General features: G+C 74.1%; 23 protein-coding genes. 11 read left to right on the plus strand and 12 right to left on the minus strand.

All coding sequences use genetic code 11. The annotated features are described in order from the left end of the window. Nucleotides 1-13 precede the first annotated feature (13 nt). The 3 genes from RBL05_RS10670 to RBL05_RS10680 all read right to left on the minus strand — a co-directional run bounded on the left by RBL05_RS10670 (nucleotide 14) and on the right by RBL05_RS10680 (nucleotide 2,326). Nucleotides 14-1,276, minus strand: coding sequence for an MFS transporter (locus RBL05_RS10670; RefSeq protein WP_308739510.1), 1,263 nt, complete (start codon nucleotides 1,274-1,276; stop codon nucleotides 14-16). Continuing rightward, nucleotides 1,276-1,950, minus strand: coding sequence for a GntR family transcriptional regulator (locus RBL05_RS10675; RefSeq protein WP_308739509.1), 675 nt, complete (start codon nucleotides 1,948-1,950; stop codon nucleotides 1,276-1,278). Before RBL05_RS10675 ends, RBL05_RS10670 begins: the two co-directional genes overlap by 1 nt. A gap of 196 nt (nucleotides 1,951-2,146) precedes the next feature. Continuing rightward, on the minus strand, nucleotides 2,147-2,326 hold the full coding sequence (locus RBL05_RS10680) for a hypothetical protein (protein WP_308739508.1): 180 nt from the start codon (nucleotides 2,324-2,326) through the stop codon (nucleotides 2,147-2,149). A gap of 354 nt (nucleotides 2,327-2,680) precedes the next feature. On the opposite strand from RBL05_RS10680, the gene RBL05_RS10685 reads away from it, so the two are divergent. From RBL05_RS10685 to RBL05_RS10730, 10 genes are all read left to right on the plus strand, one after another. Next, nucleotides 2,681-4,036: a lactate racemase domain-containing protein gene (locus RBL05_RS10685; RefSeq protein ID WP_308739507.1), complete on the plus strand. Its 1,356-nt coding sequence runs from the start codon at nucleotides 2,681-2,683 to the stop codon at nucleotides 4,034-4,036. Next, a complete protein-coding gene (larE, locus tag RBL05_RS10690; protein WP_308739506.1) occupies nucleotides 4,033-4,989 on the plus strand; it encodes an ATP-dependent sacrificial sulfur transferase LarE in 957 nt (318 codons plus the stop codon). The genes RBL05_RS10685 and larE overlap by 4 nt, the downstream gene beginning before the upstream one ends. After that, a complete protein-coding gene (larB, locus tag RBL05_RS10695; protein ID WP_308739505.1) occupies nucleotides 4,982-5,725 on the plus strand; it encodes a nickel pincer cofactor biosynthesis protein LarB in 744 nt (247 codons plus the stop codon). Before larE ends, larB begins: the two co-directional genes overlap by 8 nt. A 99-nt stretch (nucleotides 5,726-5,824) precedes the next feature. Then, a complete protein-coding gene (locus RBL05_RS10700) occupies nucleotides 5,825-6,439 on the plus strand; it encodes a TetR/AcrR family transcriptional regulator (protein WP_308739504.1) in 615 nt (204 codons plus the stop codon). Next, nucleotides 6,436-6,840: a DMT family transporter gene (locus RBL05_RS10705; protein ID WP_308739503.1), complete on the plus strand. Its 405-nt coding sequence runs from the start codon at nucleotides 6,436-6,438 to the stop codon at nucleotides 6,838-6,840. The genes RBL05_RS10700 and RBL05_RS10705 overlap by 4 nt, the downstream gene beginning before the upstream one ends. Next, nucleotides 6,837-7,160 (plus strand): DMT family transporter, encoded by a 324-nt coding sequence (locus tag RBL05_RS10710; RefSeq protein ID WP_308739502.1) that lies wholly within the window; start codon nucleotides 6,837-6,839, stop codon nucleotides 7,158-7,160. The genes RBL05_RS10705 and RBL05_RS10710 overlap by 4 nt, the downstream gene beginning before the upstream one ends. 59 nt (nucleotides 7,161-7,219) lie before the next feature. Continuing rightward, nucleotides 7,220-7,816: a sugar O-acetyltransferase gene (locus RBL05_RS10715; RefSeq protein ID WP_308739501.1), complete on the plus strand. Its 597-nt coding sequence runs from the start codon at nucleotides 7,220-7,222 to the stop codon at nucleotides 7,814-7,816. 128 nt (nucleotides 7,817-7,944) lie between these two features. Further along, nucleotides 7,945-8,931 (plus strand): LacI family DNA-binding transcriptional regulator, encoded by a 987-nt coding sequence (locus tag RBL05_RS10720; RefSeq protein ID WP_308739500.1) that lies wholly within the window; start codon nucleotides 7,945-7,947, stop codon nucleotides 8,929-8,931. A 125-nt stretch (nucleotides 8,932-9,056) separates the two neighbouring features. After that, a complete protein-coding gene (gene uxaC, locus RBL05_RS10725; RefSeq protein ID WP_308739499.1) occupies nucleotides 9,057-10,484 on the plus strand; it encodes a glucuronate isomerase in 1,428 nt (475 codons plus the stop codon). 14 nt (nucleotides 10,485-10,498) lie between these two features. Further along, nucleotides 10,499-11,770, plus strand: a complete 1,272-nt coding sequence (locus RBL05_RS10730; RefSeq protein WP_308739498.1) for a mannitol dehydrogenase family protein — start codon at nucleotides 10,499-10,501, stop codon at nucleotides 11,768-11,770. 101 nt (nucleotides 11,771-11,871) lie between these two features. On the opposite strand, the gene RBL05_RS10735 is transcribed toward RBL05_RS10730, so the two are convergent. From RBL05_RS10735 to RBL05_RS10755, 5 genes are all read right to left on the minus strand, one after another. Next, nucleotides 11,872-13,362: a gluconokinase gene (locus RBL05_RS10735; protein ID WP_308739497.1), complete on the minus strand. Its 1,491-nt coding sequence runs from the start codon at nucleotides 13,360-13,362 to the stop codon at nucleotides 11,872-11,874. A 308-nt stretch (nucleotides 13,363-13,670) separates the two neighbouring features. Then, nucleotides 13,671-14,927: a Dyp-type peroxidase gene (locus RBL05_RS10740; protein ID WP_308739496.1), complete on the minus strand. Its 1,257-nt coding sequence runs from the start codon at nucleotides 14,925-14,927 to the stop codon at nucleotides 13,671-13,673. After that, nucleotides 14,924-15,610 (minus strand): copper chaperone PCu(A)C, encoded by a 687-nt coding sequence (locus RBL05_RS10745; protein WP_308739495.1) that lies wholly within the window; start codon nucleotides 15,608-15,610, stop codon nucleotides 14,924-14,926. The genes RBL05_RS10740 and RBL05_RS10745 overlap by 4 nt, the downstream gene beginning before the upstream one ends. Nucleotides 15,611-15,745: 135 nt before the next feature. Further along, nucleotides 15,746-16,435, minus strand: coding sequence for a hypothetical protein (locus tag RBL05_RS10750; RefSeq protein ID WP_308739494.1), 690 nt, complete (start codon nucleotides 16,433-16,435; stop codon nucleotides 15,746-15,748). Nucleotides 16,436-16,515: 80 nt separating this feature from the next. Further along, nucleotides 16,516-17,547 (minus strand): universal stress protein, encoded by a 1,032-nt coding sequence (locus RBL05_RS10755; protein ID WP_308739493.1) that lies wholly within the window; start codon nucleotides 17,545-17,547, stop codon nucleotides 16,516-16,518. A gap of 289 nt (nucleotides 17,548-17,836) precedes the next feature. Here RBL05_RS10755 and RBL05_RS10760 point away from each other — a divergent pair, with 289 nt between their 5' ends. After that, nucleotides 17,837-18,982 (plus strand): glycerol dehydrogenase, encoded by a 1,146-nt coding sequence (locus tag RBL05_RS10760; protein WP_308739492.1) that lies wholly within the window; start codon nucleotides 17,837-17,839, stop codon nucleotides 18,980-18,982. Nucleotides 18,983-18,989: 7 nt separating this feature from the next. Here RBL05_RS10760 and RBL05_RS10765 read toward each other — a convergent pair whose 3' ends face one another. From RBL05_RS10765 to RBL05_RS10780, 4 genes are all read right to left on the minus strand, one after another. Beyond that, nucleotides 18,990-19,988, minus strand: a complete 999-nt coding sequence (locus tag RBL05_RS10765) for a universal stress protein (protein ID WP_318603639.1) — start codon at nucleotides 19,986-19,988, stop codon at nucleotides 18,990-18,992. Nucleotides 19,989-20,210: 222 nt separating this feature from the next. Beyond that, entirely contained in the window at nucleotides 20,211-23,783 is a 3,573-nt protein-coding gene (locus RBL05_RS10770) for a S41 family peptidase (protein ID WP_308739490.1), read from the minus strand. A 64-nt stretch (nucleotides 23,784-23,847) separates the two neighbouring features. Next, nucleotides 23,848-24,792, minus strand: a complete 945-nt coding sequence (locus RBL05_RS10775; RefSeq protein WP_308739489.1) for an S-layer homology domain-containing protein — start codon at nucleotides 24,790-24,792, stop codon at nucleotides 23,848-23,850. After that, nucleotides 24,783-25,730: a hypothetical protein gene (locus tag RBL05_RS10780; RefSeq protein ID WP_318603640.1), complete on the minus strand. Its 948-nt coding sequence runs from the start codon at nucleotides 25,728-25,730 to the stop codon at nucleotides 24,783-24,785. The genes RBL05_RS10775 and RBL05_RS10780 overlap by 10 nt, the downstream gene beginning before the upstream one ends. Nucleotides 25,731-25,840 lie beyond the last annotated feature (110 nt).

Raw genomic sequence — 25,840 nt, forward strand, 5'->3', positions numbered from 1 at the left:
CGGTGAGGACTGCTCAGGAGGCGGCGACCGAGGCGACCTCGGGGTCGACGAGCTCGTCCTCCACCGCGTCGGCCGTCGGCGTCGGGAGCGGGCGGCGCAGACCCCAGGCGACGGTCGCGAGGCACAGCACGCACACCGCCGCGACGATCACGAGACCTCCCGTGTAGGGCAGGACCGGGGTGAGGGCGGCGAGGATCGTCGGCAGCAGGAACCCGAGATAGGCGAGGGAGTAGTACACGCCGGTCATCCCGGCGAGCTCCCGCGGGGAGGCGAGGGACTGCGCGATGACGAGGCCCGCCACCACGCACACCCCGTAGGACGCGCCGAGCAGTGCCGCGACGCCTACAACCAGCACCGGGCGGCGCAGATCCGCGGCGACGGCGGCGAGGATCATCCCCGCGCTCATGCCGCTCAGGCCCACGACCAGCGCGCGGCCGCGGGTGAGGCGGTCGATCAGGCCCACGGTGCCCTGGGTGATCGCGCCGACGCCCAGGGTGAGCACCGTCAGGCCCGTCGCGTAGATCGTCGCGGAGTCCCCGATCTGCGCCTCGACCGTCGCAGGCAGGATGGCGTAGGCGACCCCGGCGGCGGCGAACACCCACGGCGCGGCCGGCAGCACGATCCGCGCGAAGACGGGATGCCTTACCGAGGAGACCCTCAGGTCATCGCGCAGCGCGCCGCGGGCCCGCAGCTCGCGCGGCAGGCTCTCCGGCGCCGCGAGCAGCGCGATCCCGGCCAGCAGGCACAGCCCGAGATGGACGAGGAAGGGAAGCTGCCCCGGCAGCGGCGCCCACTGGGCGAGCGAGCCCGTCGCGCCCGCGCCGAGCGCGAAGCCGAGGGTGAGGATCATCGAGGAGCGTCGCGCCCCGGCGGTCGGCGTCGCGCGCGGGTCGTGCGGGGCGGAGGAGAGCTCCTTGATCCAGGTCGAGCAGACCGACATGCCGACCCCCACGCCGATCCCGGCGAGGACGCGGCCGGCGCACAGCAGCACGAAGCTCGACATGCTCGCTCCGAGCACCACGCTGCCGAGCGCCCCGGCGAGCAGGCCCGCGATCGCGATCGGCCGACGGCCGTGATGGTCCGAGAGCCCTGCGGCCAGCAGCATCCCGGGGACGAGGCCGGCGACGTACATCCCCAGCAGCAGGTTCGCCTGCCAGGGCGCATAGCCGCCGACGGTCTCGTACACGTGCAGCAGCGGCGTGAAGTGGTTGCCGCCCCAGGCGAGGAGGAAGCCGGTCGGGGCGACGGCGAGCCAGGCCGGGATCCGTGCGCGCATCACTCGGACACCACCGAGTAGGCGTCGTGGCCGGTGTGCAGGTGGCCCTCGATCATCTCGCGGAAGCCGGCGACGTCCCCGCGCGCCACCGCATCGGTGAGCTCGATGTGCTCGCGGTGCAGGGCGGGCAGGCCCGCGGTGGGGGAGAGGACGGCCAGGTGCGTGAGGCGGAACAGTCGCGGTCCGAGCGCGCGCAGCACCTCCTCGACCACGCGGTTGCCATCGTGGGAGGCGAGGGTGAGGTGGAAAGCGTAGTCGTGGACGGCGAAGTCCGCGGGACGATCGGTCGCGGCCTCCTGCGCCGCAAGCACTGGCGCGAGCGCCTCGACGAGGGAGGTGCGACGGGTCTCGTCGGGCGCGATGCGGGAGACGGCGTGCCCCTCGAGCATCGCGCGGACAGAGAGCAGCTCCTCCCGCTCCCGGGCGGTCGGGGTCGTGACCTGGGCGCCCTTCTTCGGCAGGAGGCGCACCAGCCCCCAGGTCTCCAGCTGCAGCATCGCCTCGCGCGCCGGGGTGCGGCTCGCGCCGTGCTCCTCGGCGACGTCGACCTCACGCAGCAGGGCGCCCGGGTCGATCGCGCCCTCGGCGATCCGGCGGGCGGTTGCGGCGGCGATCTGCGTCGCGATCGGACGGTTCTCGCGGTCATCGAGCCAGGGGAGGGTGGGGGAAGGCATGCCGCACAGGCTAATGCATGCATCAATGGATGCAAATCGTGTCCGCGGCGCGGTTCTCACCTGCCCCGGCTGCCCGAAGCGCCACGTCGTCGACGAGCTTCACCACCCCGTCGTCGCAGGCAGCGGAGTCGCGCGAGCGCGGCGTGCCAGGAAGGGCGGTGCCCTGGGCAGGGTGCCGTGCCGTGTGGCGAGAGAGTCAGTCCAGTCGATCCTCGCGCCTCGGCTCCGTCTCCCGCTGCGCTCGTCGGACGCCGGAGGCGGCGGCCGCCCGGACGACCGCGAAGAGCACGGCGAGGACCAGCACCGCGGCGGCGACCGCCGCGAGCAGCATGATGATCTCCCAGCCCCCGAGCCCCAACACTCCCGTGATTCCCATGGTTCGACCCTACGCGTCAGCGGATCACCGGGGCAGGAGACAGAAATCTTCGGCGGTGGAACTGCGGGGGAGCCGACGGGACGGATCGGAATACCCGCCGATCGGCACACAGCTGCTGGCTCGATGCCGCCTCCGGCGGGCTGATCGTGCTCGTACAGGGGTTGCTGTTCGCGCTGGTCCACCTGTTCGCGCCCCGCTACGCGCTGGCGGCCCGGCGCCGGGAACGGCGCGGCGACGGACCGGCTCAGCCCGCGGGGGAGGATGCGGCCGACGCCCAGATCGACTCGGTCGACCCCCGTGGCAACAGCCTGGCCATCCTTGTTCGGGTCTGGTCGCACCGAGCATCATGGGGCCATGAGCCAGACGACGACGGCGACCCAGCTGCCCACGATCCACCCGATCCCCGAGGGCCTGGCCGAACGGGCCGCCCTCCTCGGCGGCCCGGGAGGCAACCTCACCGACGAGCAGGTCGCCGGTTTCGTCGCCGAGCAGCTCGCCGCCGCCGACCTCGACGGCAAGAGCGTCTGCCTGATCATCCCGGACGGCACCCGCTCCGTCCCCCTCCCGAAGGTGCTCCCCGCGATCCACGACGCGCTCGCCGGCCGCGCCTCCTCCGTCACTGTGCTCATCGCGCTCGGCACCCATGCCGCGATGAGCGAGCAGGCGATCGATCAGCTGCTCGGCTCCACCGAGCGCGGGGCGAAGGCGACCTACCCGGAGTGGACCGTCCTGAACCATGCCTGGGACGACCCCTCCCAGATCGCGGACCTCGGCGTCATCCCCGCCGAGCAGATCGCCGAGCTCACGGGCGGCCTGCTCACCGACGTGCCCATGCACGTGCAGATCAACAGGCTCTGCGTCGAGTCCGACGTGAACCTGATCGTCGGCCCCGTCTTTCCCCACGAGGTCGTCGGCTTCTCCGGCGGCAACAAGTACTTCTTCCCCGGCTGCTCGGTGCACGACGTCATCGACATCTCCCACTGGGTGGGTGCGCTGATCACCGCCAGCCGCATCATCGGCACCCTCGGCATCACCCCCGTGCGCCAGCTCATCGACGCCGCGAGCGAGCTCATCCCCACCGAGAAGCTCGCCTTCACCATGGACGTCGCCGAGGGCGGAGCGGACCTCGGCGCGATCGCGTTCGGCGACCCGCAGGCCGCCTGGGCGGCGATGGCGAGGATCTCCGCACAGACCCACATCACCTACGTCGAGAAGCCCTATAAGCGGATCGTCGCCCTCGTCCCGGAGATGTACGAGGACATGTGGACCGGGGCGAAGGGCTTCTACAAGTCCGAGCCCGTCTGCGCCGACGGCGGCGACGTGATCATCTACGCCCCGCACATCACCGCGGTCGCCGAGATGCATCCCGGCATCCGCGAGATCGGGTACCACAACATCGAGTACTTCACAAAGCAGTGGGACCGCTTCAAGGACCACCCCTGGGGCGAGCTCGCCCACTCCACCCACGTCACGGGCCTCGGCACCTACGACCCCGAGACGGGCGAGGAGAAGCAGCGCGTGAACCGCTACTTCGCCACCTCCATCTCCAAGGAGGAGACCGAGGCGTACAACGTGCTGTACATGGACCCCGCCTCCCTCGACCTCGAGGCGCTGCGCGATGACCCCGACACCCTGGTGATCGACCACGCGGGCGAGGTCCTCTTCCGCCTCGCCTCCGAGCGCGACGGCGCCGCGGAGCAGGTCAAGTGACCAGCCTCCGCCAGCCCGTCCCGCTCACGCTCGGGACCGCCCCGCAGGCCCCCACCTCGCTCTTCGCGCCCGGCCACCCCGGCTTCGAGGCCGAGGAGATGACGCCCGACGCCCTGCAGGGCGAGGCGCTCGAGCTCGCCGACGCGGTCTCCGCCGAGCTCGCGGGCGTGAAGAAGCTCGGCGTCGCCTACTCCGGCGGCGTCGACTCCGCGACCCTGCTCGCGCTCGCCGTGCGCGCGCTCGGCGCCGAGAACGTGGTCGCGCTGCTGGGCGTCTCCCCGTCCCTCGCCCGGCGCGAGCGGCGCCTCGCCCACCAGGTCGCGCGCGTGATCGGCGCGGACGTCGTCGAGGTCCCCACCCACGAGGGCGAGAACCCCGACTACCAGAAGAACGACGCTGCCAGGTGTTTTCATTGCAAGGACGAGCTGTTCACCCGCATCGGCGAGGACGTCGTCGGCGAGCAGCAGCTCGACGCGGTCGCCTACGGGGAGAACGCCGACGACGCGACCCGCCACGACCGCCCCGGCGCCTTCGCCGCTACCCGGCACCAGGTGCTGCGGCCGCTGTCCGTCGTCGGCATGACGAAGTCTCAGGTCCGCGAGGTGGCGCGGCAGCTGTCCCTGCCCGTCGCGGACAAGCCCGCCGCCCCCTGCCTCGCCTCCCGCATCCCCTTCGGGCAGGAGGTCACCCCGGAGAAGCTGCGCCAGATCGACGACCTCGAGGACGCCGTCTACGAGCAGGGCTTCAGCGACTGCCGGGTGCGCCACCACGGCAGCGTCGGCCGGATCGAGCTGCCCACCGATGAGCTGGCGCGCGCGATGGAGCCCGAGATCCGCGAGGCGCTCGTCGCCGCCGGCAAGGAGACCGGCTTCCAGCACGTCACCATCGACCTCGACGGGATCCGCTCGGGCCTGTTCTCCCTGCAGATCGCCGGGAGGGACGCGCGTGGCTGAGGCACCGGGAGCGGCCGACGGGGCAGGAACGGCCGGCGGGGCCGGCAGGATCGAGGGCTTCCTCGACCTTGACCTCGACCGCGCCTCCCGCCGCGGCGCGCCCGAGGCCGTGCTCTGCGACGCGAAGTCCGTCGAGCAGGTCGGCCAGATCGCTGCGACCTATGTGCGCCTCGCCGCCGAGGGCCGCGAGGACCTCGGCCCGGTGCTGTTCACCCGCGCCGACGAGGCCCGCGCCGAGGCCGTGCTCGCCGCCCTGCCGGACGCCTCGCACGATCCGTCGGCCCGCTTCCTCGCCTGGCCCGCCGAACCGCCCGCGCCGAGCGGCGGCCTCGTGATCGTGGCCTGCGCCGGCACCAGCGACCTGCCCGTAGCCCGCGAGGCCGAGCTCACCGCCCGCCACCTCGGCCGGCCCACCAAGCTCATCGCCGACATCGGCATCGCGGGGCTGCACCGCCTGCAATCCCGACTGCCCGAGCTGCGGGAGGCGGCCTGTGTGGTCGTCGCCGCCGGGATGGACGGTGCGCTGCCCACCGTGATCGCCGGGCAGATCCCCGCGCCCGTCGTCGCGCTGCCCACCTCCGTCGGCTACGGAGTCGCCGCCGGCGGCGTCACCGCGGCGCTCACGATGCTCTCCGCCTGCGCGCCGGGCATCGGCGTGGTCAACATCGACAACGGCTACGGCGCCGGGCACCTCGCCGCGCAGATCGCCCGCTGGGCCCCTGCGCCGGGGGAGTAGCAGGGGGAGAAGCGGCTCATGCAGGAGGTGACTCAGGCTTGTGTTACTTGGCCATCCGGTTGGTAAAGTAACGAGTGCTCCCTCGGACTCGGAGGTTCCATGCCACCCGCACGCTCCACACCACCCGCACGCTCCACACCGCCCGCACGCCCCGCGCACCGCCCCTCGGCCCGCGAGGCGATGCTCGACGCCGCCGAGGCCCATCTCGGCGAGGGTGGCACGCTCACCCTCGACTCCGCCGCCCGCGCCGCCGGCGTCACCAAGCCGGGGCTGATGTACCACTTCGCCACCAAGGAGCAGCTGCTCGGCGCGATCCTCGACCGGATGACTGCGCGCTACGAGCGCGAGATGCTCGCCCTGGTCGCCGCGCGCCACGGCGCCGAGATCGAGGACTTCGCCGAGGCGCCCGCCGAGCATCGCGTGCTCGCCTATCTCGACTGGGCCTGCACCGGCGCGCTGGATGCTGCCGACCTCGTGATCTTCGCCGACCCGAACCTGCGCGTCGCCCTCACCGAGCGCTGGGAGGACCAGCTCTCCCGCTGGCTCGGCCTCCCCGTCGGGGTCGACGCCGGCCGCAGCGCACGCCTCCTGGCCGTGCGGCTGATGGCCGACGGCCTCTGGTTCGACCGCGCCAGCGGAATGGACGCCGGCTCCGAGGAGCAGCTGGACCAGGCGCGCGAGCTCGCCCGCGACCTGCTCGGAGGTGACGCATGACCGCCTGGCTGCTGCTCATCGGCGCGATCCTCAGCGAGGTCACCGCCACGCTCGCCCTGCGCGGAGCGCTCGACAACCCTGCGCTGTACGTGCTCGTCGTCGCCGGCTACGTCCTCGCCTTCACCCTGCTGGGCCAGGTGCTGCGGCGAGGCATGTCCCTCGGCGTCGCCTACGGCATCTGGGGCGCCTCCGGGGTGGTCCTCGCCGCCGCCGGCTCCGCGATCCTGTTCGGGGAGGTGCTCACCGTCCTCAAGATCGTCGGCTTCGTGCTGGTCGCCGCCGGCGTGGTCGTCGTCGAGATCGGCTCCCAGCGCGCCCACCAGGCAACCGCCGACGCGGCCGCGCCCGACACCGCGACGGGCGCCGACGCCGTCCCCGCCACCGGAGAGGAGTCCCGATGACCTGGCTGCTGCTCGCCGGAGCCGTCCTCGCCGAGGTCGGCGGGACGCTGTCCCTCCGGATGGCCTCGACCGGCGGCGACCGCCGCTGGTACGTGCCGCTCGTGTTCGGCTACGTGCTCGCCTTCTCCCTGATCTCCGGCGCTCTCTCGCTCGGCATGCCCCTCGGCGTCGCCTACGGCGTCTGGGTGGCGGTCGGCATCGTCCTGACCGCCGTGCTCTCCCGGATCCTGTTCCGCGAGCCGCTCACGCCGATGATGCTCGGCGGTATGGGGCTGATCGTCGCGGGCGTCCTGCTCGTCGAGCTCGGAGGGGTGCACTGACGGAGGGGTGCACTGACGGGGTGCGGCTCCCGGACCGCGGGCCTGGGAGACTGGTCCCCATGACTCGCACCCCGGATGAAGCCGCCCCGGCGATGACCGAGCTCGAGAAGCTCGACGCCGGGCTCGAGTACTGCTTCGACGACCCGGAGGTCGCGGCCCGCAAGCAGGCCGCGCTGCTGGCCTGCCGGGAGCTCGACGCGATCGACCCGCGCGATGCCCAGGCGCGCGATGCGGCGCTGCGCGCCCTGCTCGGCTCCTGCGGCGAGGTCGTCGACGTCCAGCCCGGCTTTCGCTGCGACCACGGCGCGAACATCCACGTCGGCGAGAACTTCCTGGCGAACTACGACGTGACCATCCTCGACATCGCCCCCGTGCGCATCGGCGACCACTGCATGATCGGTCCAGGCACCGTGATCTCCACCGTCGGCCACCCGCTGACCGCCGCCGGCCGACGCGCCCACCTCGGACTCGGCGAGCCCGTCACCCTGGGCGACGACGTCTGGATCGGCGCGCACTGCACGATCCTGCCCGGCGTCACGATCGGCAGCGACGTCGTCATCGCCGCCGGCGCCGTCGTCACCAGGGACATCCCCGACTACTGCGTCGTCGGCGGCGTGCCTGCGACCGTGATCAAGCAGCTGGACCCCTCAGAGTGACGGGCGGACGGTTGCCGCCGGTTGCCTTCGGCTCGGGATAAGCTCTGCCGATGACAGCGGGTGGCAGCGCCCGCGAGGACAGCGCCCGGTGGGTGCGGGACGGAGCCGGCCGAGTGGCGGACGCGCGCGTGACGATCTACGACGTCGCCAAGGAGGCAGGTGTCGCCCCCTCCACCGTCTCGCGCGCCTTCTCCCGCCCCGGCCGGGTCAGCGCCGCGACCCATGCCAAGGTGATGGCGGCTGCGAAGGTCCTGGACTACCGCACCTCCGCCCCGCCCTCGCAGGAGCGCGGCCACCGACACCAGCGCCTCGGCATCGAGGTCCCGGACCTCACCAACCCCTACTTCGCCGAGCTCGTCTCCGGCATGCAGGAGGCCGCCCAGGAGCAGGGCTTCCTGCTGCTCCTGCTGGACGCCGTCGAGGACGAGGCGCGCGAGCGCGCGAGCCTCGAGAGCGCCGTCGACGTCGTCGACGGGATCGTGCTCTCGGGCACCCGGCAGTCCGACGCGATGCTCAACCACCTCTCGAAGCGCATCCCCGTCGTCGTGATGAACCGGCGCGTGGCAGGCCTGGATTCCGTCACCCCCGAGTTCGAGGACGGCATGGGCCAGGCGATCGCCCACCTGGCCGAGAACGGCCTGCGCACCGTCACCTACGTGGCCGGGCCCGTGAACTCGTGGTCGGACGGGGAGCGCTGGCGAGCCGTCCGCGTCGCCGCCCGCCGGCACGGGATGCAGATCCAGCGCCACGGCCCCTTCGCCCCCACCATCGCGGGCGGCGAGCAGGCCTTCGAGGAGATGCGCGACTCCCTGCCCCACGCGGTGATCTGCTACAACGACCTGGTGGCCTTCGGCTTCCTGGTCTCCGCCCTGCGCGCCGGCATCCGCGTACCCGAGGAGCTGTCGGTGATGGGGCACGATGACATCCAGCTCTCCCGGCTCGTCGGCGGCGGGCTCACCACCGTCGTCAGCCCCAAGCGCGCGCAGGGCCGTGCCGCCGTCGAGCGCCTCATCCGCCGCATCGAGAACCCTTCCGCCCACCGCACCCCGGTCGAGGGCTCGCTGCCCGTGCGGCTCGTGCCCCGCGGCAGCACGGGACCGCGCGAGACCCCCTGAGGCGGCGCGCCCGTCGCGGTCCCCGGCCACTCGCCGGGGAGCCGATCAACCTGATGGAGGGCGCTTTCCCCGGCAACCCGTGACAACCGTCCGACGCTCCGGCGAAAGGTTGCGAGGATGGCCGCATGAGCAACGACGCCTTCGTCCCGCACCCCGACCGCCTCCTGCCCGCGGACCCGGCCGTCCGCGAGATCGCGCGCAGCCTCTACGAGCTCGAGAAGGACCAGCCGATCGTCTCGCCCCACGGGCACGTCGATCCTCGCCTTCTGCTCGACGACGAGCCCTTCCGCGATCCGACCTCGCTGTTCATCACCCCGGACCACTACGTCAACCGCCTGATGCACGCGCGCGGCGTGGACCTCGCCGACCTGGGCGTGGGACAGGGGCCCCTGGACGAGAAGGCCTCCCGCACGGCCTGGCACCTGCTGGCCGAGCACTGGCACGCCTACGCCGGCACCCCCTCGCGCTACTGGATGGAGCACGAGTTCTCCGAGGTCTTCGGCCTGGAGACCGTGCTGAACCCGCGCACGGCCGACGCGATGTACGACGAGATCGCGGACAGGCTCACCCGCCCCGAGTTCCGTCCCCGCGCCCTGTTCGACCAGTTCAGGATCGAGGTCATGGCGACCACGGACGACCCGGTCGATGACCTCTCGCCGCACGACGCGCTCGCCGCCGACGCCTCCTTCACCGGCCGCGTGATCCCCACCTTCCGGCCCGACAAGTACCTCGAGCCCGCCCGCGCCGACTTCCCCGAGCTGGTCGCCGCCCTCGGCGAGTCCGCCGGCGTCGACACCGGCACCTACGACGGTCACCTCGAGGCGATGCGCACCCGCCGCCTCTACTTCCGCGACCACGGCGCCGTCTCCTCCGACCACGCCCACATCGACCCCGGCACCGAGCGGCTCGCGCTCGAGGACGCTCGCCGCCTCTACTCCGCCGCGCTCGAGGGCACGATCGGGGCCGACGAGGCCGTGGCGCTGCGCCGCCACCTGCTCGCCGATCAGGCCGGTCTGGCCGCCGAGGACGGGCTCGTGATGACTCTCCACCCGGCCGTCTCCCGCAACCACTCCGATGCGATGTTCGAGCAGTTCGGGGCGGACGTCGGCTTCGACATCCCCGTCGCCGTCGACTTCGTCCACCACCTCCGCCCCATGCTCAACGACGTGGGCCACGCGGAGGGCTTCCGCACCGTGCTGTTCACGATCGACGAGACCGTGTTCTCCCGCGAGATCGCGCCGCTGGCCGGCGTGTACCCCTCGGTCTACGCAGGCGCGCCGTGGTGGTTCATCGACTCGCCCGATGCGATCCTGCGCTTCCGCCGCGCCGTCTCCGAGACGCTCGGCTATACGCGCACCAGTGGATTCATCGACGACACCCGCGCCTTCTGCTCGATCCCGGCGCGCCACGACATGTCGCGCCGCATCGACGCGAGCCACCTGGCCGGCCTGGTCGCCGAGCACCGGATGCGTCTCGAGGACGCCGAGGCGCTCGTCGCCACCCTGCCCACCCAGCAGCCTCGCGAGGTATTCCGCCTCGGCGAGTCCGCGTGAGAGGAACCGCCCCGATGAACGCCCCCGCCCCCTCCGACGTCGGCCGCCTGGTCCACCTCGGGATCGGCAACTTCGCCCGCGCCCATACCCTGCCCGCCACCGCCGTGGCCGGCGGCTGGTCCGTGGTCGCCTTCACCGGCCGCTCCGCCGCGATGGCCGACGCGCTGAACGCCCAGGGCGGGAAGTACGGCCTGATCGTGCGCGGCCCTGAGGCCGACGAGGTCAGCGTCCTGGACGTGATCGACGAGGTCCACCCCGTCGCCGACGTCGACGCGCTGGTCCAGCTGCTCGCCGACCCCTTCACCGCCGTGGTCACCCTGACCATCACCGAGAAGGGCTACGCCGCCGGGTCGGATCTGGCCACCTCCGCCCCCGCCCGCATCGCGCTGGGGCTGAAGGCCCGCCGCGAGGCCGGCGTCGACGAGCCGATCGCGCTGGTCTCCTGCGACAACCTCACCGGCAACGGCGAGGTGCTCGGGAAGGCCGTCCGCGCCGAGCTCGACGAGGAGACCGCCGCCTGGTTCGAGGACCACGTCGACGTCATCTCCTCCATGGTCGACCGCATCACCCCGTCGGCCGACGAGGGCGCCGCGGACACGGTGCGCGAGCAGACCGGCTTCGCCGACGCCGTCTCGGTGGTCACCGAGCCCTTCACCGAGTGGGTCATCGAGGACCGCTTCCGCGGCCGTCGCCCCGAGTGGGAGAAGGCCGGGGTGCAGTTCAGCGACGACATCGAGGTGCACGAGCGCCGCAAGCTGCGCCTGCTCAACGGCGCCCACACCCTGATGGCCTACGCCGGCCAGGTCGCCGGTGTGGAGCGCGTGGACGAGGCGATCGGCCACCGCGAGGTGCGGGCCCTGGTCGAACAGCTTTGGAGCGAGGCGCGGGAGACGCTGCCGCTGCCGGCCGACGAGCTCGACGCCTACACCGCCGCCCTCGAGGAGCGCTTCCGCAACCCGCGTCTCGCGGACAACCTGATCCGCATCGCCGCCGACGGCACCGCGAAGCTGCCGGTGCGCGCGCTGCCCGTGATCGCCGATCTCGGCGGCCCGGACAAGGCCCCCGGTGAGGTCTCGGCCGTCGCCGCCTGGACCGCCTGGGTCACCGACCGCGTGCAGGGCGGCCACGAGGTGCAGGACCCGAAGAGCTCCGAGATCGCCGAGGCGGCCGGGCTCGGAGAGGCTTCCGAGCGGGTCACCGCCTTGCTCGCCCTGCTCGACGTGGCCGCCGGCGACCCGCTGGTCGCTGCCGTCGTCGCCGAGGAGCAGCGCCTGCCCCGGCCCTGAGGCCCGGTGCCTATATAGGCACAGAGGCACACCATGCGCCATCTGCAGACCATGCACCGCGGGCAGCGCATGCGGTGCTCGTGGGAGCGAGCCGCCTCGCCTCAGGCCAGGTCGGCGAGCTTCTCGAAGCGCTCGAGGCGTTCGCGGTAATAGTCCTGGTGGGCGAGCACCGGCTCGACCCGGGCGAGCACCGGCGCCTCCGCGACAGGGATCTCGGGTGCGGCCTGCTCGAGGGCCATCACGGCCGCGCCGCGCATTGTCGAGCGGGAGACGGCGACGTGGTCGATCGGCATGGCGAGCGCGTCGGAGAGCAGGTGCAGCCAGCCGGGGATCGCGCCGGTCATCCCGCCCGAGAGCACGATCCGCTCGGGCTCGCCGCCGGCCTCGCGCATCTGGTCGGCGATGCGCAGGAACGACACAGCCACGCCCTCCATCGCGCCGAGCAGCATGTCCTTCCAGGTCGTGGAGGCGCCGACGTTCGTGAACATCGCCCGGGAGCTGCCGCGCCACTTGGTGCCGCGCTCGCCGGAGAAGAAGGGGACCACCAGCGGCGTGCCCTGGGAGGGCGGGCCGGAGAACAGGGTCGCGGTGTCGGTCGCGTCGATGTCGAAGGGCATCGCGAGCTCGTTGCGGCACCAGTCCAGCACGCGCCCGCAGTCACTCATGGCGGAGCCGACGAGGGTGCGGCGCTGGTCCACGCGGTACGCCCACAGCCCCGAGGGGAGGGCGGGGATGTCGGTGTCCAGGAGCTGGCGGATCGCACCGGAGGTGGCGGTGGAGATGCCCCAGGTGCCGGTCCCGAGCGCGCCGATGCCGAGGTTCGCGGCGAGGCCGTCGCCGATCACGGGCAGCCACACGGCCTCTGCCAGCTGCGGGAACTCGGAGGCCAGCGGGGTGCCGGCGACGGGCAGGGCGTCGTCGGGGTCGATCGCGGGGCCCATCGCGGCCTCGTCCACGCCCACGGCGTCGAGCAGCTCGGGCACGTACTGCCCGGTGCGCCTGTCGATCATGCCGGACCAGGCGGCGGAGGCGGTGCCGAGCGCGGGCGTGCCCAGCAGCTTGAAGGCCACGTACTCGCCGAGCGCCATGAACCGCTCCGTGCGGGCGAAGACCTCGGGGTGCTCCTTGCGCAGCCACAGCAGCCGCGGCGCGGTGTAGGAGGAGTGGAGGCGGGCGCCGGTGCGCTCGTGCAGGTCCTCGACGTCGATCCGGGAGGCGAGCTCGCCCACCTGGGCGTGGCAGCGGGTATCTGCGTAGGTGATGCACGGGGTCAGCGCGTTGCCGCTCGTGTCGACCGCGATCAGCGAGGAGGCGAAGGTGTCGAAGCCGATCGCGCGCACGTCGCCGGGCAGCTCGCCATGGCCGAGCACGGCGGAGAGGGCGGTGCGGATCTCCGCGACGATCTGGTCGGCGTCGATCGTGCTGGTGCCGTCGTCGTCGACCGTGAAGGCATGGATCTCCTTGTGCTGGAGCTTGCCGACCTCGCGGCCCGAGACGTCGTACACGGCGGCGCGGGTGCCGCCCGAGCCGATGTCGATCCCGACGACCAGGGGTCCCTGGGCGTCCTCGGCCGGGATGTTGAAGCGGGGCATGGATGATCTCCTGCGGTCGTCGGGGCCTGCGCGTGCGAGCACGACGGTCCGGGCGGTCGTGCCGGGGCGCAGGGGGTTCCGGCCAGCATACGAGGCCCTCGCGCAAGGCCGACGGGCTCGCCACGGGTTGCCACCTGCCGGCTGTCGATCTCCCGCACTCGCCGCCCTCCTCGTCGGTTCGTCGCGGAGGGCCCGGCAGAAGGGGACTCCAGCGGCACGGTGAGGAGCTCAGCTCCGCACCGTGCCGCTGGAGTCCCTTCTGTGCTGACGGCGCTCGGTCGCGGCCGGACGGGCCGGCGGCGGCTCGGCTACTCCAGCACGGACTGCCCCAGGAACTCGCCCTCGGCGCAGCCGGGCGGGATCGCGAACACGGCCGAGCCGATCGGTGTCGTCCACTGGTTCAGCAGGTCCAGCTCGTCCAGGCGGCGCTGGATCGGCAGGAACTGCGCGAGCGGATCGGCCTGGAAGGACACGAACACCTCCCCCGCCTCGGACAGCAGCCCCGAGCCTGGCGCCGGCGCGTGCTCGTAGTTGTACGGCCGGCGGTAGATCTCCTGGTGCTCGCCGTCGTCGACCCCGCGGGCCCGACGCATGTGCGAGAACTCCCCGATCACCGGGAAGCCGTTCGCGGAGACCTTCTCGAAGTCCGGCGGGGTGCTCTCGTCCCCGCCCGACAGCGGCGCGCCGTCGTCCTGCCGGGTGCCGGTCGCGGCGTCCCGCGCGCCGCGGTCGGCCTCGTCCCAGCCGTCGAGGTCCATACGGATCCGACGCACCACCATCGAGGTGCCGCCCGCGAAGGGGCCGTCCTCGATCCAGACCACCTTCGCGAAGTGCTCGCTGCCGGGGGCGGGGTTCGCGGTGCCGTCGAGCTGGCCGAAGAGGTTCCGCAGGGGCCTGCCGGGTCTCACGACGCCGGGGGAGCGGCGGAATCCCGTCTGCCCCCACCGGAGGGTCGTGAAGGCGCGGGCGTCCTTCAGCAGCATCCGTGCGGCGTGGGAGACCGTCAGCGGATCGTCGGCCGCGACCTGCAGCAGCAGGTCCCCGCCCGACCACTGCTCCTCGAGCTCGTCGATGCCGAAGGCGGGCAGGGGCGCGAGCCAGTCCGGCGCCGGGCGCTCGGCCCGGGACATCAGCCCCGGGCCGAAGCCGACGGTGACCGTGAGGGAGGCGGGCTCGGTCGCGAGCTCCGGCTCGGTGTCCGCGAGCGCGGGCTCGCCCTGGGTGAGGCGGGCGGCGTCGTCGGTGAGCAGGCGCAGCATCCGCAGCACCCCGTCGCGGTCCACGTCCTCACGCAGGTCCAGGGCCAGGAGCTTGGCCGACGCCGGGGCGGGCGTCTCGATCCCGGCCTGGTGCGCGCCGTGGAAGGGGACGGTCGGGGCGCCGTAGGGCGCCTGGTGGGTCGAAGCCTCCTCCGCGGAGTCAGCAGGGGCGGCGGGGTCGCCGAGGGAGCGGCCGAGCCCGACCCCCGCGGCGCCGATGCCGAGCGCTCCGGCACCGAGGGTGCCGGCCCGCAGCAGGTGGCGACGGCCGGGGCGGGCGGGGGTGCGGTCGTCGGGGGCGGTCACTCGGCGCCGTCCTCGGCCTCGGAGCCCTCCGCGGGCTCGTCGGCGCTGTGGCCGCCGTGGTCGCCGTGTCCGTCGGCGTCGTGCTCGCCGCCGTCGTCGGAGGCACCGGAGCCGGCCGAGCCCTCGGGCTCGTAGTGCTCCTGCGCGCCGGCGAAGTCCTTCACCGTGGCGGTGACGACCAGCTCGGTGCCGTCCTCGCACTGCAGCGTCAGCTCCACCTCGTCGCCGGGCCGCAGCGGGGCGGCGAGGTCCATGAGCATGAGGTGGTCCCCGCCGGGCTCGAGCACGAGCTCGCCGCCGTCGGGGACGGGGAAGCCGCCCTCCTTCTCCTGCATGCTCATGCCGCCGGAGCCGTCGCCCATGGTCTCGTGCAGCTCGACCGTCCCCGCCGACGGGGTGCTCGCCGCGATCAGCTGCAGATCGCGGCCGGTCGCATTGGTGAGGGTGCCGAAGGCGGAGGTCATGCCCTCCTCGGCGGCCTTCACCCACGGGTCGACGAGGGTGAGCCCCTCGGCGCTCATGCCGCCGCCGTCCGAGGCGGCGCCACCCGTCTCGGAGCCGTCGGAGGGGTCGGAGCCGCAGGCGGCGAGCGGCAGGAGCAGGGCTGCGGCCAGGGCGGCCCGGCGGGTGGGGCGGGCGGCAGAGGGCAGGAAGGAACGCTGGGTCGTGGAACGCTGAGACATCGAAGGTCCTCTCGAAGGGCCGACGGTCCGCGGCGCAGGGGCGCGCGGGCAGCGGTCGGCGCGGACCCGTGCGGCAGGGATGCCGGACGGGTGATGGTCGATCGGGGAGGGTCTGAGCGGGCGCGTCGTCCCTGCTCAGGCCGCGAGGACCTCCGGAGGGCCCCGGCGCAGCTGCGGGGTGAGGACGGCACGCTGGGCGTGCAGGAGATGGGGCGCCGCGGGCAGGGGCCGGGCCGGCCGCTCGGGCACCAGCAGCGTGATCAGCAGGAGAAGCGGCGGATGCGCGAGCACCGCGAGGACGCTCAGCGCCAGGCGCGCGCAGCGCATCAGCACCGACTCGCCGTGCTGCAGCAGCACCGCGGTCACCGTCGCGGCGAGCACGTGCAGCAGGAGCATCCGCAGGTCGGAATGGCTGCCGTGCAGGGCATGGTCGGCGACCGACGCGACGCCCTCGCCACCGCTGCCCAGGGCGCCGTGCCCGGCGACGCCCCCGTTGCCGTGCCCTGCGTGGCCCGCGCCGTGGCCCAGATGGGAGCCCGGCGGGTCCACGAGGGCCCGCCCGGGGTCACCGGGCGTACCCGCGCTGAACAGTCCGTGGAACAGCGCCTGGCTGGCCAGCACCGCGACGCCCATGCGGGCCAGGGAGAACTGCGTGCCCGCCAGCAGCGTGCACACGGCGACCGCGAGCCACCAGGGCACGAGGATCCCGAGCCAGGCCGGCATCGCCCCGCCGCCCGCGAGGTGGCCGCCGAGCGCGACGGCGGTCGCGATCGAGGCGGCGGTGCCTCCGCGCACGAGGCGCAGCGGCGAGCGGGAGGCGGACATGTCCCCATTCTGCCCCGTCGGGCCGCGCGGCGCGGCGCGAGATGCCCCTCGTCGGCGCGACCGGCCGGGGCCCGCGCGCACTACGTGGCGTGGGACGGCACCACCATCACCGGCCCCTCGGCGTGCTGGAGCAGGCCGCGGGAGACCGAGCCGAGCAGAGTGCTCATCACGCGCCCGTGCCCGCGGGTGCCGACCACGGTGAGCTGCGCATCGACCGACTCCGCGAGCAGCAGCCGTACGGGGTCGCCGAACAGGACCTCGCTGGTGATCGTCAGCTCTGGCTGCTTCCGGCGACGCTGCTCCAGGCCTCGTTCGAGCCGGGCCGCGGCCCGTGAGCGATGGGTCCGGACCACGTCGGGGTCCGGGCGCCAGGCCGCATAGGAGCCGCCCCAGTCCTCCAGGGACGGGAGCACCATCAGCACGCGCAGCGAGGTGCCGCGGGACAGCGCCGCCTGCGCGGCCGCGTCCAGCGCCGCCTCGGCCCGGGCGGAGCCGTCGGTGCCCACGGTCACGGGGGCGTCCTCCTCGAGCGGCTCGAAGCGGTGCGCACCCTCGCCGAGCTCGTAGCCGCGATGCACCACGACCGTGGGGCAGTGCGCATGGGCGGGGAGCGCCGCGGAGACCGAGCCGAGCAGCCGGCCCATGAAGCCGCCGCGTCCGCGCGCTCCGACGACGGCCACAGCGGCCTGGGCCGACAGCTTCACGAGCACGCCTGCGGCATCGCCCCACTCGGCGCGCAGGTCGACGGCTCCGCTGTAGTCGCGCAGGTGCTCCCGCGCCTCCTCGAGCAGCTCGTTGGCGGCGTTCAGCCGCGCGACCTCGGCCGGGACGACCGGGGTGAGGGCCGCCTCGGCGTAGGCCATGGTCGGCACGGTGTAGGCGGTGACCACGGTGAGCGGCAGGTCCTGGCGCAGCGCGGCGCGGGCGGCGTAGTGCAGCGCCTGGACGGCCTGCCCGGAGCCGTCGTAGCCGATCAGCACGCCGAGCGGCCGCTCCCCGTCCGGCGAGGTGCCAGGAGCGTGGGAGACACTGGGTGCCGGGGCGCGACCGGTCGGTGCGGAGGTGCCGGCGGGGCTGGTCCGGGCGGGCTGGGCGGTGACGTCGTCGGGCATCTCGACCTCCTGGGTCGGGGGCTCCCTGGGCCGACGGAGCCGCCCCCGTGGGTCTCCTCCGCCGGTCCGTCGATCGTAGTCACGGCCGGACCGGCCCGCGCGGGGCCGAGGTCCCGCGGCGGGGGCGAGCGCCGCGGTCGGGCGTCGCCGGGTCCGCCGTCGGCGGAGCGGGACGGCCGGACGTCTCGACCGATCAGAACCCTCGTTGCCGCGCACCCGGGACGGGACGACAATGCAGGGCGGACTCGTGGTCGCGAGCCCGCCCGCCGGTCCGAAGGAGCGCTACGCCATGTCCGAGCTCCCCGTCCTCGCCAGCCCGAGCCGCTATGTCCAGGGGAAGGGGGCGCTCGACGCGCTGGGCACCCATCTCGCCGCCCTCGGGAGCAGCCCGCTGCTCGTCGCCGACGACATCGTCTGGGGGCTCTTCTCCGAGCAGGTCGGTGCCTCCTTCGCCGCGGCGGGTCTGCCCCTCGAGCGCGTCGGCTTCGAGCGCTTCGCGACGACGGATGCTGTCGACGCGCTGGTCGCCGCGATCGCCGCCGGCGGCCATGACGTGGTCGTGGGCTTCGGCGGCGGATCGAGCATCGACGCCGCGAAGGCGGCCGGGCACCTCGCCGGGATCCGCTGGGCGAGCGTGCCCACGGCGGCCTCCTCCGATGCGCCGACCTCCGCGCTCGCGGTGATCTACACGGCCGAGGGCGAGTTCCACGAGTACCGCTTCTTCCCCCGCAACCCGGACCTCGTCCTCATCGACACCCAGGTGGTTGCCGAGGCGCCGGTGCGCTTCCTCGCCGCCGGGATCGGCGACGCGCTGGCCACCTGGCTCGAGGCGCGCGCCACCCGCCGCGGCACCGGCACGGCGATGGCCGGCGGTCGCCCCACCCTTGCCGGCACCGCGCTGGCGGAGCTGAGCTGGGACATCCTGTGGGAGAACGCGCTGCCGGCGCTCGACGCGGTCGCCGCGCGCGTGGTGACCCCGGCCCTGGAGGCCGTGGTCGAGGCGAACACGCTGCTGTCCGGGCTGGGCTTCGAGTCCGGGGGCCTCGCCGCCGCGCACGCGATCCACAACGGGCTGACTGCCGCCCCGCAGACGCACGGGCTCACCCATGGCCAGAAGGTCAACATCGGCTCCCTCGCCCAGCTCGTCCTCGAGGGTGCCCCCGCTCAGGAGATCGAGGACTTCATCGTGTTCACGACGAAGGTGGGCCTGCCGAACACCCTCACCGAGATCGGGCTGACCCCCGAGGACCGGAAGGAGCTCCGCGCGGTCGCCGAGGCCGCGACGGTGGAGGGCGAGACGATCCACTCGATGCCCTTCCCGGTGACGGCCGACGACGTCCTGGCCGCGCTCACGGCCCTCGAAGGGCTGTCGCGCCGCGTGCGCCGGGAGCATGGCCTGCCCGAGCCCGAGCTCTACACCGGCGGAGGCCACTGACCCCGGCTCAGCGGGGGCGCCGACGGTCGCGGCCGATACGCGAGATGTCCAGGTCCGGCACCACCATCACCGGGCCCTGCGCCCGCTCCAGGAGGCCGCGGGAGACCGAGCCGAGCAGGGCGCTGATCGTGCGGCCCCGTCCACGGGTCCCCACCACCGTCAGCCGCGCGTCGCGCGAGCGCTCCACGAGCAGAGCGACGGGATCGCCGACCTCGACCGAGGCGGTGACCGCCACCTCGGGGTTCCGGTCGCGCAGCGCCCGGGCCTCCCCCTCGAGCAGGGCCAGGAGCTCCTCGAGCTGCCGGTCCAGGAACTGCTGGTCGGGCACCGTGGCGAGCGCGGAGGCGGACCAGGTGTCCAGCGGCGGGACCGCCTGCAGCAGATGCAGCGGCGCCCCGGCAGCCGCCGCCGCCCGCTGCGCGAGGGTGGTCAGCGTGCTGTCCTCGCTGCCGTCCAGCCCCACCACCACGGGCTCCGTGCCCGGCACCTCGGTGAAGCGCTCGCGACCGGTGGTCTCGGGCACCTCGTAGTTCGAGGGGACCACGACCGTCGGGCAGTGCGCGTGGGCGGGCAGTGCCTCGGAGACCGAGCCCAGCAGGCGCCCCAGGAAGCCGCCCCGGCCGCGGGAGCCGACGACGGCGAGGCGGGCGAGCGCGGAGAGCTCGACGAGCACGCCGGCCGCGTCGCCCTGGACGGACTCGAGCTCGACCTCGCCCGGATAGCCCTCCAGGTGCGGGAGGGCGCCCGCGGCGACCTGTCGGGACGCGGCCGCACGGGCCTCGTCCTCGCGCACCGGCGGCAGCGAGGCCAGGTTCGGGTAGACCATCACGGGCACCGTGAACGCGGAGACCACCGTGAGGCGGCAGCCGATCCCCAGCGCCATCGTCGCGGCGTAGTGGAGGGCCTGGATCGCCTGGTCGGAGCCGTCGTAGCCGACGAGCACCCCGACCGGTCGGGACTCGGGATCGAAGAGCGGGGGAGTGGAGCTGTCGTCGTCGGCGCGCATCGGGGTCTCCGTTCCGGGGGCGCGGTGCGACCGTCGACGGGATGCCCCCATCGGTCGCGCCCGCCGTCGGTACCTCCGAGGGTACGACCGTCCGGCATGCGCGGCCAGGGCCGAAGTCCCTGGCCCTGACCCGGACGCGCCCTGACCTCGCCCCGGCCGCACACCGCCCGGCCGCGGAGGCGCGCGGCCGGGCGAGACGCCGCGGAGCGACCGCCGGGAGGCTCAGCCCCTCGGCGTCCCGAAGCGCGGGGCGGGCAGGGGCGGCGCGACCGCGGCCGGGGCCTTCTCCAGCAGCGCGAGCGCCTCGGTGACGCCGCGGGCGAGCTGCGGGTCGTCGCCCGCCACCCACGCGTTCGGTGGCAGCGGCACCTCGATGTCGGGCTCGACGCCGTAGTTCTCGATCGCCCAGTCCTCGCCCTCGAACCAGCTCGCGTACTTCGGCTGGGTGACGCCGGTGCCGTCGACCAGGTCGTAGCGGCCGTCGATCCCGATCACACCGCCCCAGGTGCGGGTGCCGATGATCGGCCCGACCTCCAGGGCGCGGGAGACGGCGTTCACGATGTCACCGTCGGAGCCGGCCTCCTGGTTCGTCACCAGCACCACCGCGCCGCGCGGTGCGAAGGCGGGGTAGGTGCCCGGCCGCTCGTGGCGCGGGTAGTCCCAGGACAGCACCCGACGCGCGATCCGGTCGGTGACCAGCTGCGAGGTGTGGCCGCCGCTGTTGTAGCGCACGTCCACGACCAGGCCCTCCTTCGTCGTCGCCTCGCGCAGGTCGCGGTGCATCTGCGCCCAGCCGGAGGAGACCATGTCGGGGATGTGCAGATAGCCGAGCCGGCCGCCGGAGAGCTCGGCGACCAGGGCGCGGCGCGACTCGACCCACGCCTGGTAGCGCAGCTCCGAGTCGTCGCCGAGCGGCGTGACCGCCACCCGGTGCTCGGCGCCGTCGCGCCCGAGGACCAGCTCGGTCGCCTTCCCGGCGGAGCCGACGAGCGCCGCCTCGATCCCCTCGGGGCCGACGTCCCGGCCGTCCACGCGCAGCACCGCATCGCCCACGCGCGCATCGACGCCCGGCGTGAGCAGCGGGGAGCGGGCGTCCGGGTCGGAGGAGTCGCCCGGCAGGATCCGGGTGATCACCCAGCGCCCGTCCCGGCGCTCGATGTCCGCGCCGAGATGGGCCGGCAGCATCGGCGGATCGGCCTTGTACACCCCGCCCTGCACGTAGGCGTGCGAGGTGCCGAGCTCGCCCTGGACCTCCCACATCATGTCCTGGAAGTCGTCCTCGGTGACCAGGCGCTCGATGACCGGGTCGTACCAGGAGGTCATCGCGTGCCAGTCCATGCCGTCCATGTCCGCGCGCCAGTACTGCTGGGCCATGATCCGGTAGTTGTCCCAGAGCATGCCGCGCCGCTCCTTGACCGGGTCTACGGTCAGGCGCAGGCGCCCCGTGTCGATGACGATCCGGGCGGGGTCCTCGTCCTCGGCCTTGCGAGTCGCGGGGACCTGCACCCAGTGCTCGCCCTGCCGGATCACCAGGGTCTCGCCGTCCCCGGAGACGGACAGGTCGGTGACGTCCTCGGCGAGGACAGTGAGCTTGCGGTCCACGAGCGACCAGTGCTCGAGGGTCGGCGAGGGGGCCTCGCCCTCGACACCGGCGCGGGCCGAGCCCAGCACCCCCTGCTGGGGGTGGCGGAGCCAGACGAAGCCGCCGGTCACGGCGGTGAGATGCGAGTAATAGCCGGAGACGACGGGGAAGGGCACCAGGCGCGACTCGACCTGCTCGAGGTCGATGCGGGTGGCCGGCGCGCGGTGCGCGTCCTCCGCCCCGGCGGCGGAGTGCGAGGTCGCGGGGCGGGAGGAGGCCTCGGCCGCGGCGGTCGCGGCGGCGCTCGCCGAGGTTCCGGCGGCCGCGCCCGACGGGGCCCCCGATCCTTCGCCGCCCGCCGTGCCGCGGCCGGTGCCGGCGTCCGCGGAGCCGGAGGCGCCGTCGGCCGCAGGCTTCTCCGGGGCGGGGCCCCAGCCGTCGGGGTGCGGGCCGAAGGGGTCGGGGGTGGTGCGCTCGAGCGGCAGCAGGAAGGGCCGCTCGGCGTTGACGAACCCGAGGTCGAAGACCATGTCGTCGTAGACCGTCTCGAAGGTGCGCAGGCTCAGCAGCGCCAGGTGCTTGCCGTCGGCGCTGAACGCGGGGGCGGAGTCCTGGAACTTCCCGGAGGTGAGGGCGCGGCCCGTCGGTTCCTGGGCCTCGGTGTCCGAGATCATCAGGCGCGAGAGCTGCCAGGAGTTCGGCTCGGCCCACACCAGCCAGCGGCCGTCCGGCGACCATGCCAGGTCGCTGACCTCGCCGCCGCTGCTGCGGCCGATCTCGCGCACGTGGTCCAGGCGCGGCGCCGCGACGGAGCGGTCGGCGTCGGCCTCCCAGCCGGCGTCGACGCCCGGCGCGGTGTGCGCGCCCTTCCCGTGCGTCTCCTTGGCCGGGTCCTCGAGGCCGCGCAGGGTCACCAGGCGCACCACGTTGTCGTGGCTGACGATCGCGATGCGGGAGCCGTCGGGCGAGGGGATGGCGTGCAGGATCCGGCCCACCTCGCCCACGGCCAGGCGGATCTCCTCGCCGCCGCCGTCCAGCCGTGCCAGCGCCAGCACGTCGGAGCCGACGCCGCCCAGCTCACGATCGGAGAGGGCCTCCGCATCGGAGACGAACAGGGCGAAGGGCGAGCGGCCGAGCGGCCGCACCTCGCGCAGCCGCAGCCCGCAGGCCCCGACGAGCAGCCGCGCCGGACCGCCGCGATGGGTGAGGGCGTGCGCGGAGCCGCGCCACTCGACGACGCTCGCGCGCGCGTCGTGGAGCGGCCGCATGGCCAGCAGGTTCTCGCTCGCCGAGGCGGGGCGCGGCAGTCGGGCGGCGCCGACGCCGGAGGCGAGCACCTCGATCTCCCGCGGCGCGGCCTCGAGGGAGTCCATCGCGAACAGGCGCCCGCGGGAGCTGAACACGATCGCGCTTCCGTCGGTCGCGGGTTCGCGCAGGTAGCCCTCCTCGGAGGTGAGGGAGGTGTGGGAGCGCAGGTCCGTGCCGTCGGCGGCGACCGACCACAGGTTCGCCGAGGCGCGATCGGTGAGCGCCGCGCCGGGGCCGGGGGTGTCGGAGGCGAACAGCAGCCGGTCCCCGTACCAGGCGATCCGCAGCTTCGAGGCGAGGATCTCGTCGAGCAGCGGCTCCCAGGTGCGGGCCGCATGCGCCTCGGTGGGTGCGTCCAGCGGCACGTCCTCGCGCGAGAGCCACAGCTTCACGGCCGTGCCTCCCTGGTAGTGCTTCCAGGAGGCCTGGTCGCGGCGCCAGGGCGTCGCGACGACGGTGGTGCCCGACGGATGGATCGCGACCTCGCCGCTGCGGCCCAGCGGCAGCAGCGTGGTGGTGCCCTCGAGGTCGACGGCCCACAGCTGGGCATCGCGTGCGACCGGCGCGGCATAGCTGGTGGTCGCGACGATGCGGCCGTCGGGCAGCCAGCCGACGACCTTCGTGGCGGGGCGGCCCCAGAAGGTCAGGCGCCGCGGTGCGGACTCGCCGGCGACATCCGCGACCCACACCTCCGGCCCGCCCGAGGCGCGGGAGGTGAAGGCGATGCTGGCGCCGTCGGGGGAGAAGCGCGGGTACGAGACGGGCGCACCCTCGTCGGTGAGGCGCCAGGCGCGGCCTCCCTCGAGCGGGGCGAGCCATACGTCGTTCGCGGCGGTGAAGGTGATCAGCTCGCCCCGGACGTCGGGGTGGCGGAGATAAGCGGCATGAGCAGGCGTCGTCGGCATGGTTTCCACCTTATGCCTCGGGGCCGACGTCGCCGGGCGGGAGCGCTCGGCGCGGGTGGGTCGCTCAGCCGAGCGCGCCGGCGATGACGCCGTCCGCGCGGTGCAGCACGGCCGCGAGCTCGGCGCGGGTCACCGCCTGCTCGCCCTGCCAGTGCGTCGACCCGTCGGGAGCCATCCCGGCGCTGGTCAGCCAGGCCGCGTCCGGCGAGATTCCCCCAGGGATGTCCTTCCCCTCGGCCGCGCCGGACCCGTCGGCCCCGCCGGAGGGCCAGACCGCGCCGATCCCCGCGAGCGCGGGACGCAGCAGCGCGGCGAGCATCCCCGAGGCGCCCTCCCGGCTCGCGGGATCCTCGGGATGGACCTTCAGCTCGGCATCGCCCCAGAGCGCACCGCGGCCGTGCAGCCACAGCAGCGCGGAGGCCTGCGCCGGGTCCTCGCCGAGGTCGACGATGAGCACCGGCACGTCCTCGAGCGGCACCGCCGGGGTGCCCGCGAAGCGGTGCAGGGCCGCGGCGACCTCGCCCCGGGTCACGACCGCCTCCGGCGAGAAGGCGCCGCCGGCCGCGGGCAGCACGCCGGTCTCCTCCGCCCAGACCATCGCCTCGAGCCCGGCATCGCCGTCGGCCACATCGGAGAACGGGCTGGTGGCAGGGCCGAGCACCCGCGGGAGCGCGACCCCCGCGGAGATCGCGCCGACCACGGCGGCGGCCGCGGCGCCCGCGAGCAGCAGGGTGCGGCGCGGCGGCACGGACCTGGCAGGGGCGGGGCCGACGGGGCGCGGCTCCGGCGCTCGCGCGACGGTCCGCGGCGCGGCCGGGAAGGCGCCTGGCTGCACCTCCGGCAGGGCCGGTGCGGCGGCGGGGGAGGGCGGCTGCACGGTCGTCGGGGCCTCGACCGGCGCCGGTGCGGGTGCCGTGGGGGTCACGAGCACGGCGCGGGCGGCGGCCGGGGTGGGGGCACCGGGCCGGTCGGGGCGCACGCGAGGCGCCGCAGGTCGTCTCAGAGCCACCGCAGCTCCTGCATCCGTCGCACGATCGCCCAGCTCAGCACCAGGTTCCCCCAGCCGTTGAGGTGGATGCCGTCGGAGGCGATCAGCAGCGGCGGCACCACGGCTCGGGCGAGGGCGTCGTGGGTGGTGCCCTGCTCGAGCAGCTGCAGCGGCGCGAGCGGGGAGCTGGCCAGGCCCTCCTCCCCGGTCAGCAGCTGCTGCACGTCCAGGAAGTGATCGCGATGAGCTTCCGCGAGCCCGGCGTTGACCTCCGCGACCGCCGCTCCCGTCGCCGAGCCGGCCTCGTCGTGCTCCGTGCACCAGTGGCCGAGGACGAGCGTGTCACCGGGCGCGGCGGCCTCGGCCATCCGGGCGGTGTGCTCGAGCACCCCCTCGACGTCGCGGATGTTGTTCTTCCCCATCCACAGCACCTGCCGCGATCCCTCCGCGATCTCGGCGAGCGAGGAGACGAACACGCCGCCGGTGACCGGCTCCGCCGGGTCCGTGGGGGTGAAGTACCAGGTCCCCGAGCTGCCGTCGAGGATCCCGTCGACCCCGTCCACCCGGCCCGGCACCCGGATCGGGCCGGACGGGACGAGGTCGGAGTCGAGCGTGACCTCGAGGCGGGAGGTGTCCGGCTCGGGATCGCCCCGGCCGATCAGCGTCGGGGTGTCCAAGCCGCGCTGGAGCAGGGTGTGCCAGGACCGGGTCGCGCCCACGCCGAAGGGATGCACGGGAGCGGGGGCCGCCGCGAGCGCGAGGTGCTCGTGGATGCGCACCGGCACGGCGGTCGCCTCGTCGCCGCCCTCGGAGCTCATCGAGGAGGAGCCCCACAGCGTCAGCGCAGGGGCCTCGGACTCCGGATGCAGCAGGCGGCGCGCGGCCTCGGTGCCGGTCAGGGTGGAGGACGGGGAGACGGGTGCAGCAGGCGCGGCCGGGGCGGCGGCATGCTGCGGCATCACGGTCCTCCGTGCTGGTCTGTGGGGCGAGCGCCCCACCGACGCTCACGGCGCCCAGCTTACTCGACGGGAACTTCAGCGGAAGGGGCGCGGAGACGGACCACCGGGTC

Source organism: Brachybacterium sp. GU-2, assembly GCF_030866705.2.
Lineage (GTDB): Bacteria > Actinomycetota > Actinomycetes > Actinomycetales > Dermabacteraceae > Brachybacterium > Brachybacterium conglomeratum.

Coding starts and splice junctions, on each gene's coding strand:
- RBL05_RS10670 (WP_308739510.1), bottom strand. CDS start 1,276: ATGCGCGCACGGATCCCGGCCTGGCTCGCCGTCGCCCCGACCGGCTTC.
- RBL05_RS10675 (WP_308739509.1), bottom strand. CDS start 1,950: ATGCCTTCCCCCACCCTCCCCTGGCTCGATGACCGCGAGAACCGTCCG.
- RBL05_RS10680 (WP_308739508.1), bottom strand. CDS start 2,326: ATGGGAATCACGGGAGTGTTGGGGCTCGGGGGCTGGGAGATCATCATG.
- RBL05_RS10685 (WP_308739507.1), top strand. CDS start 2,681: ATGAGCCAGACGACGACGGCGACCCAGCTGCCCACGATCCACCCGATC.
- RBL05_RS10700 (WP_308739504.1), top strand. CDS start 5,825: ATGCCACCCGCACGCTCCACACCACCCGCACGCTCCACACCGCCCGCA.
- RBL05_RS10705 (WP_308739503.1), top strand. CDS start 6,436: ATGACCGCCTGGCTGCTGCTCATCGGCGCGATCCTCAGCGAGGTCACC.
- RBL05_RS10710 (WP_308739502.1), top strand. CDS start 6,837: ATGACCTGGCTGCTGCTCGCCGGAGCCGTCCTCGCCGAGGTCGGCGGG.
- RBL05_RS10715 (WP_308739501.1), top strand. CDS start 7,220: ATGACTCGCACCCCGGATGAAGCCGCCCCGGCGATGACCGAGCTCGAG.
- uxaC (WP_308739499.1), top strand. CDS start 9,057: ATGAGCAACGACGCCTTCGTCCCGCACCCCGACCGCCTCCTGCCCGCG.
- RBL05_RS10730 (WP_308739498.1), top strand. CDS start 10,499: ATGAACGCCCCCGCCCCCTCCGACGTCGGCCGCCTGGTCCACCTCGGG.
- RBL05_RS10735 (WP_308739497.1), bottom strand. CDS start 13,362: ATGCCCCGCTTCAACATCCCGGCCGAGGACGCCCAGGGACCCCTGGTC.
- RBL05_RS10745 (WP_308739495.1), bottom strand. CDS start 15,610: ATGTCTCAGCGTTCCACGACCCAGCGTTCCTTCCTGCCCTCTGCCGCC.
- RBL05_RS10750 (WP_308739494.1), bottom strand. CDS start 16,435: ATGTCCGCCTCCCGCTCGCCGCTGCGCCTCGTGCGCGGAGGCACCGCC.
- RBL05_RS10755 (WP_308739493.1), bottom strand. CDS start 17,547: ATGCCCGACGACGTCACCGCCCAGCCCGCCCGGACCAGCCCCGCCGGC.
- RBL05_RS10760 (WP_308739492.1), top strand. CDS start 17,837: ATGTCCGAGCTCCCCGTCCTCGCCAGCCCGAGCCGCTATGTCCAGGGG.
- RBL05_RS10765 (WP_318603639.1), bottom strand. CDS start 19,988: ATGCGCGCCGACGACGACAGCTCCACTCCCCCGCTCTTCGATCCCGAG.
- RBL05_RS10770 (WP_308739490.1), bottom strand. CDS start 23,783: ATGCCGACGACGCCTGCTCATGCCGCTTATCTCCGCCACCCCGACGTC.
- RBL05_RS10780 (WP_318603640.1), bottom strand. CDS start 25,730: ATGCCGCAGCATGCCGCCGCCCCGGCCGCGCCTGCTGCACCCGTCTCC.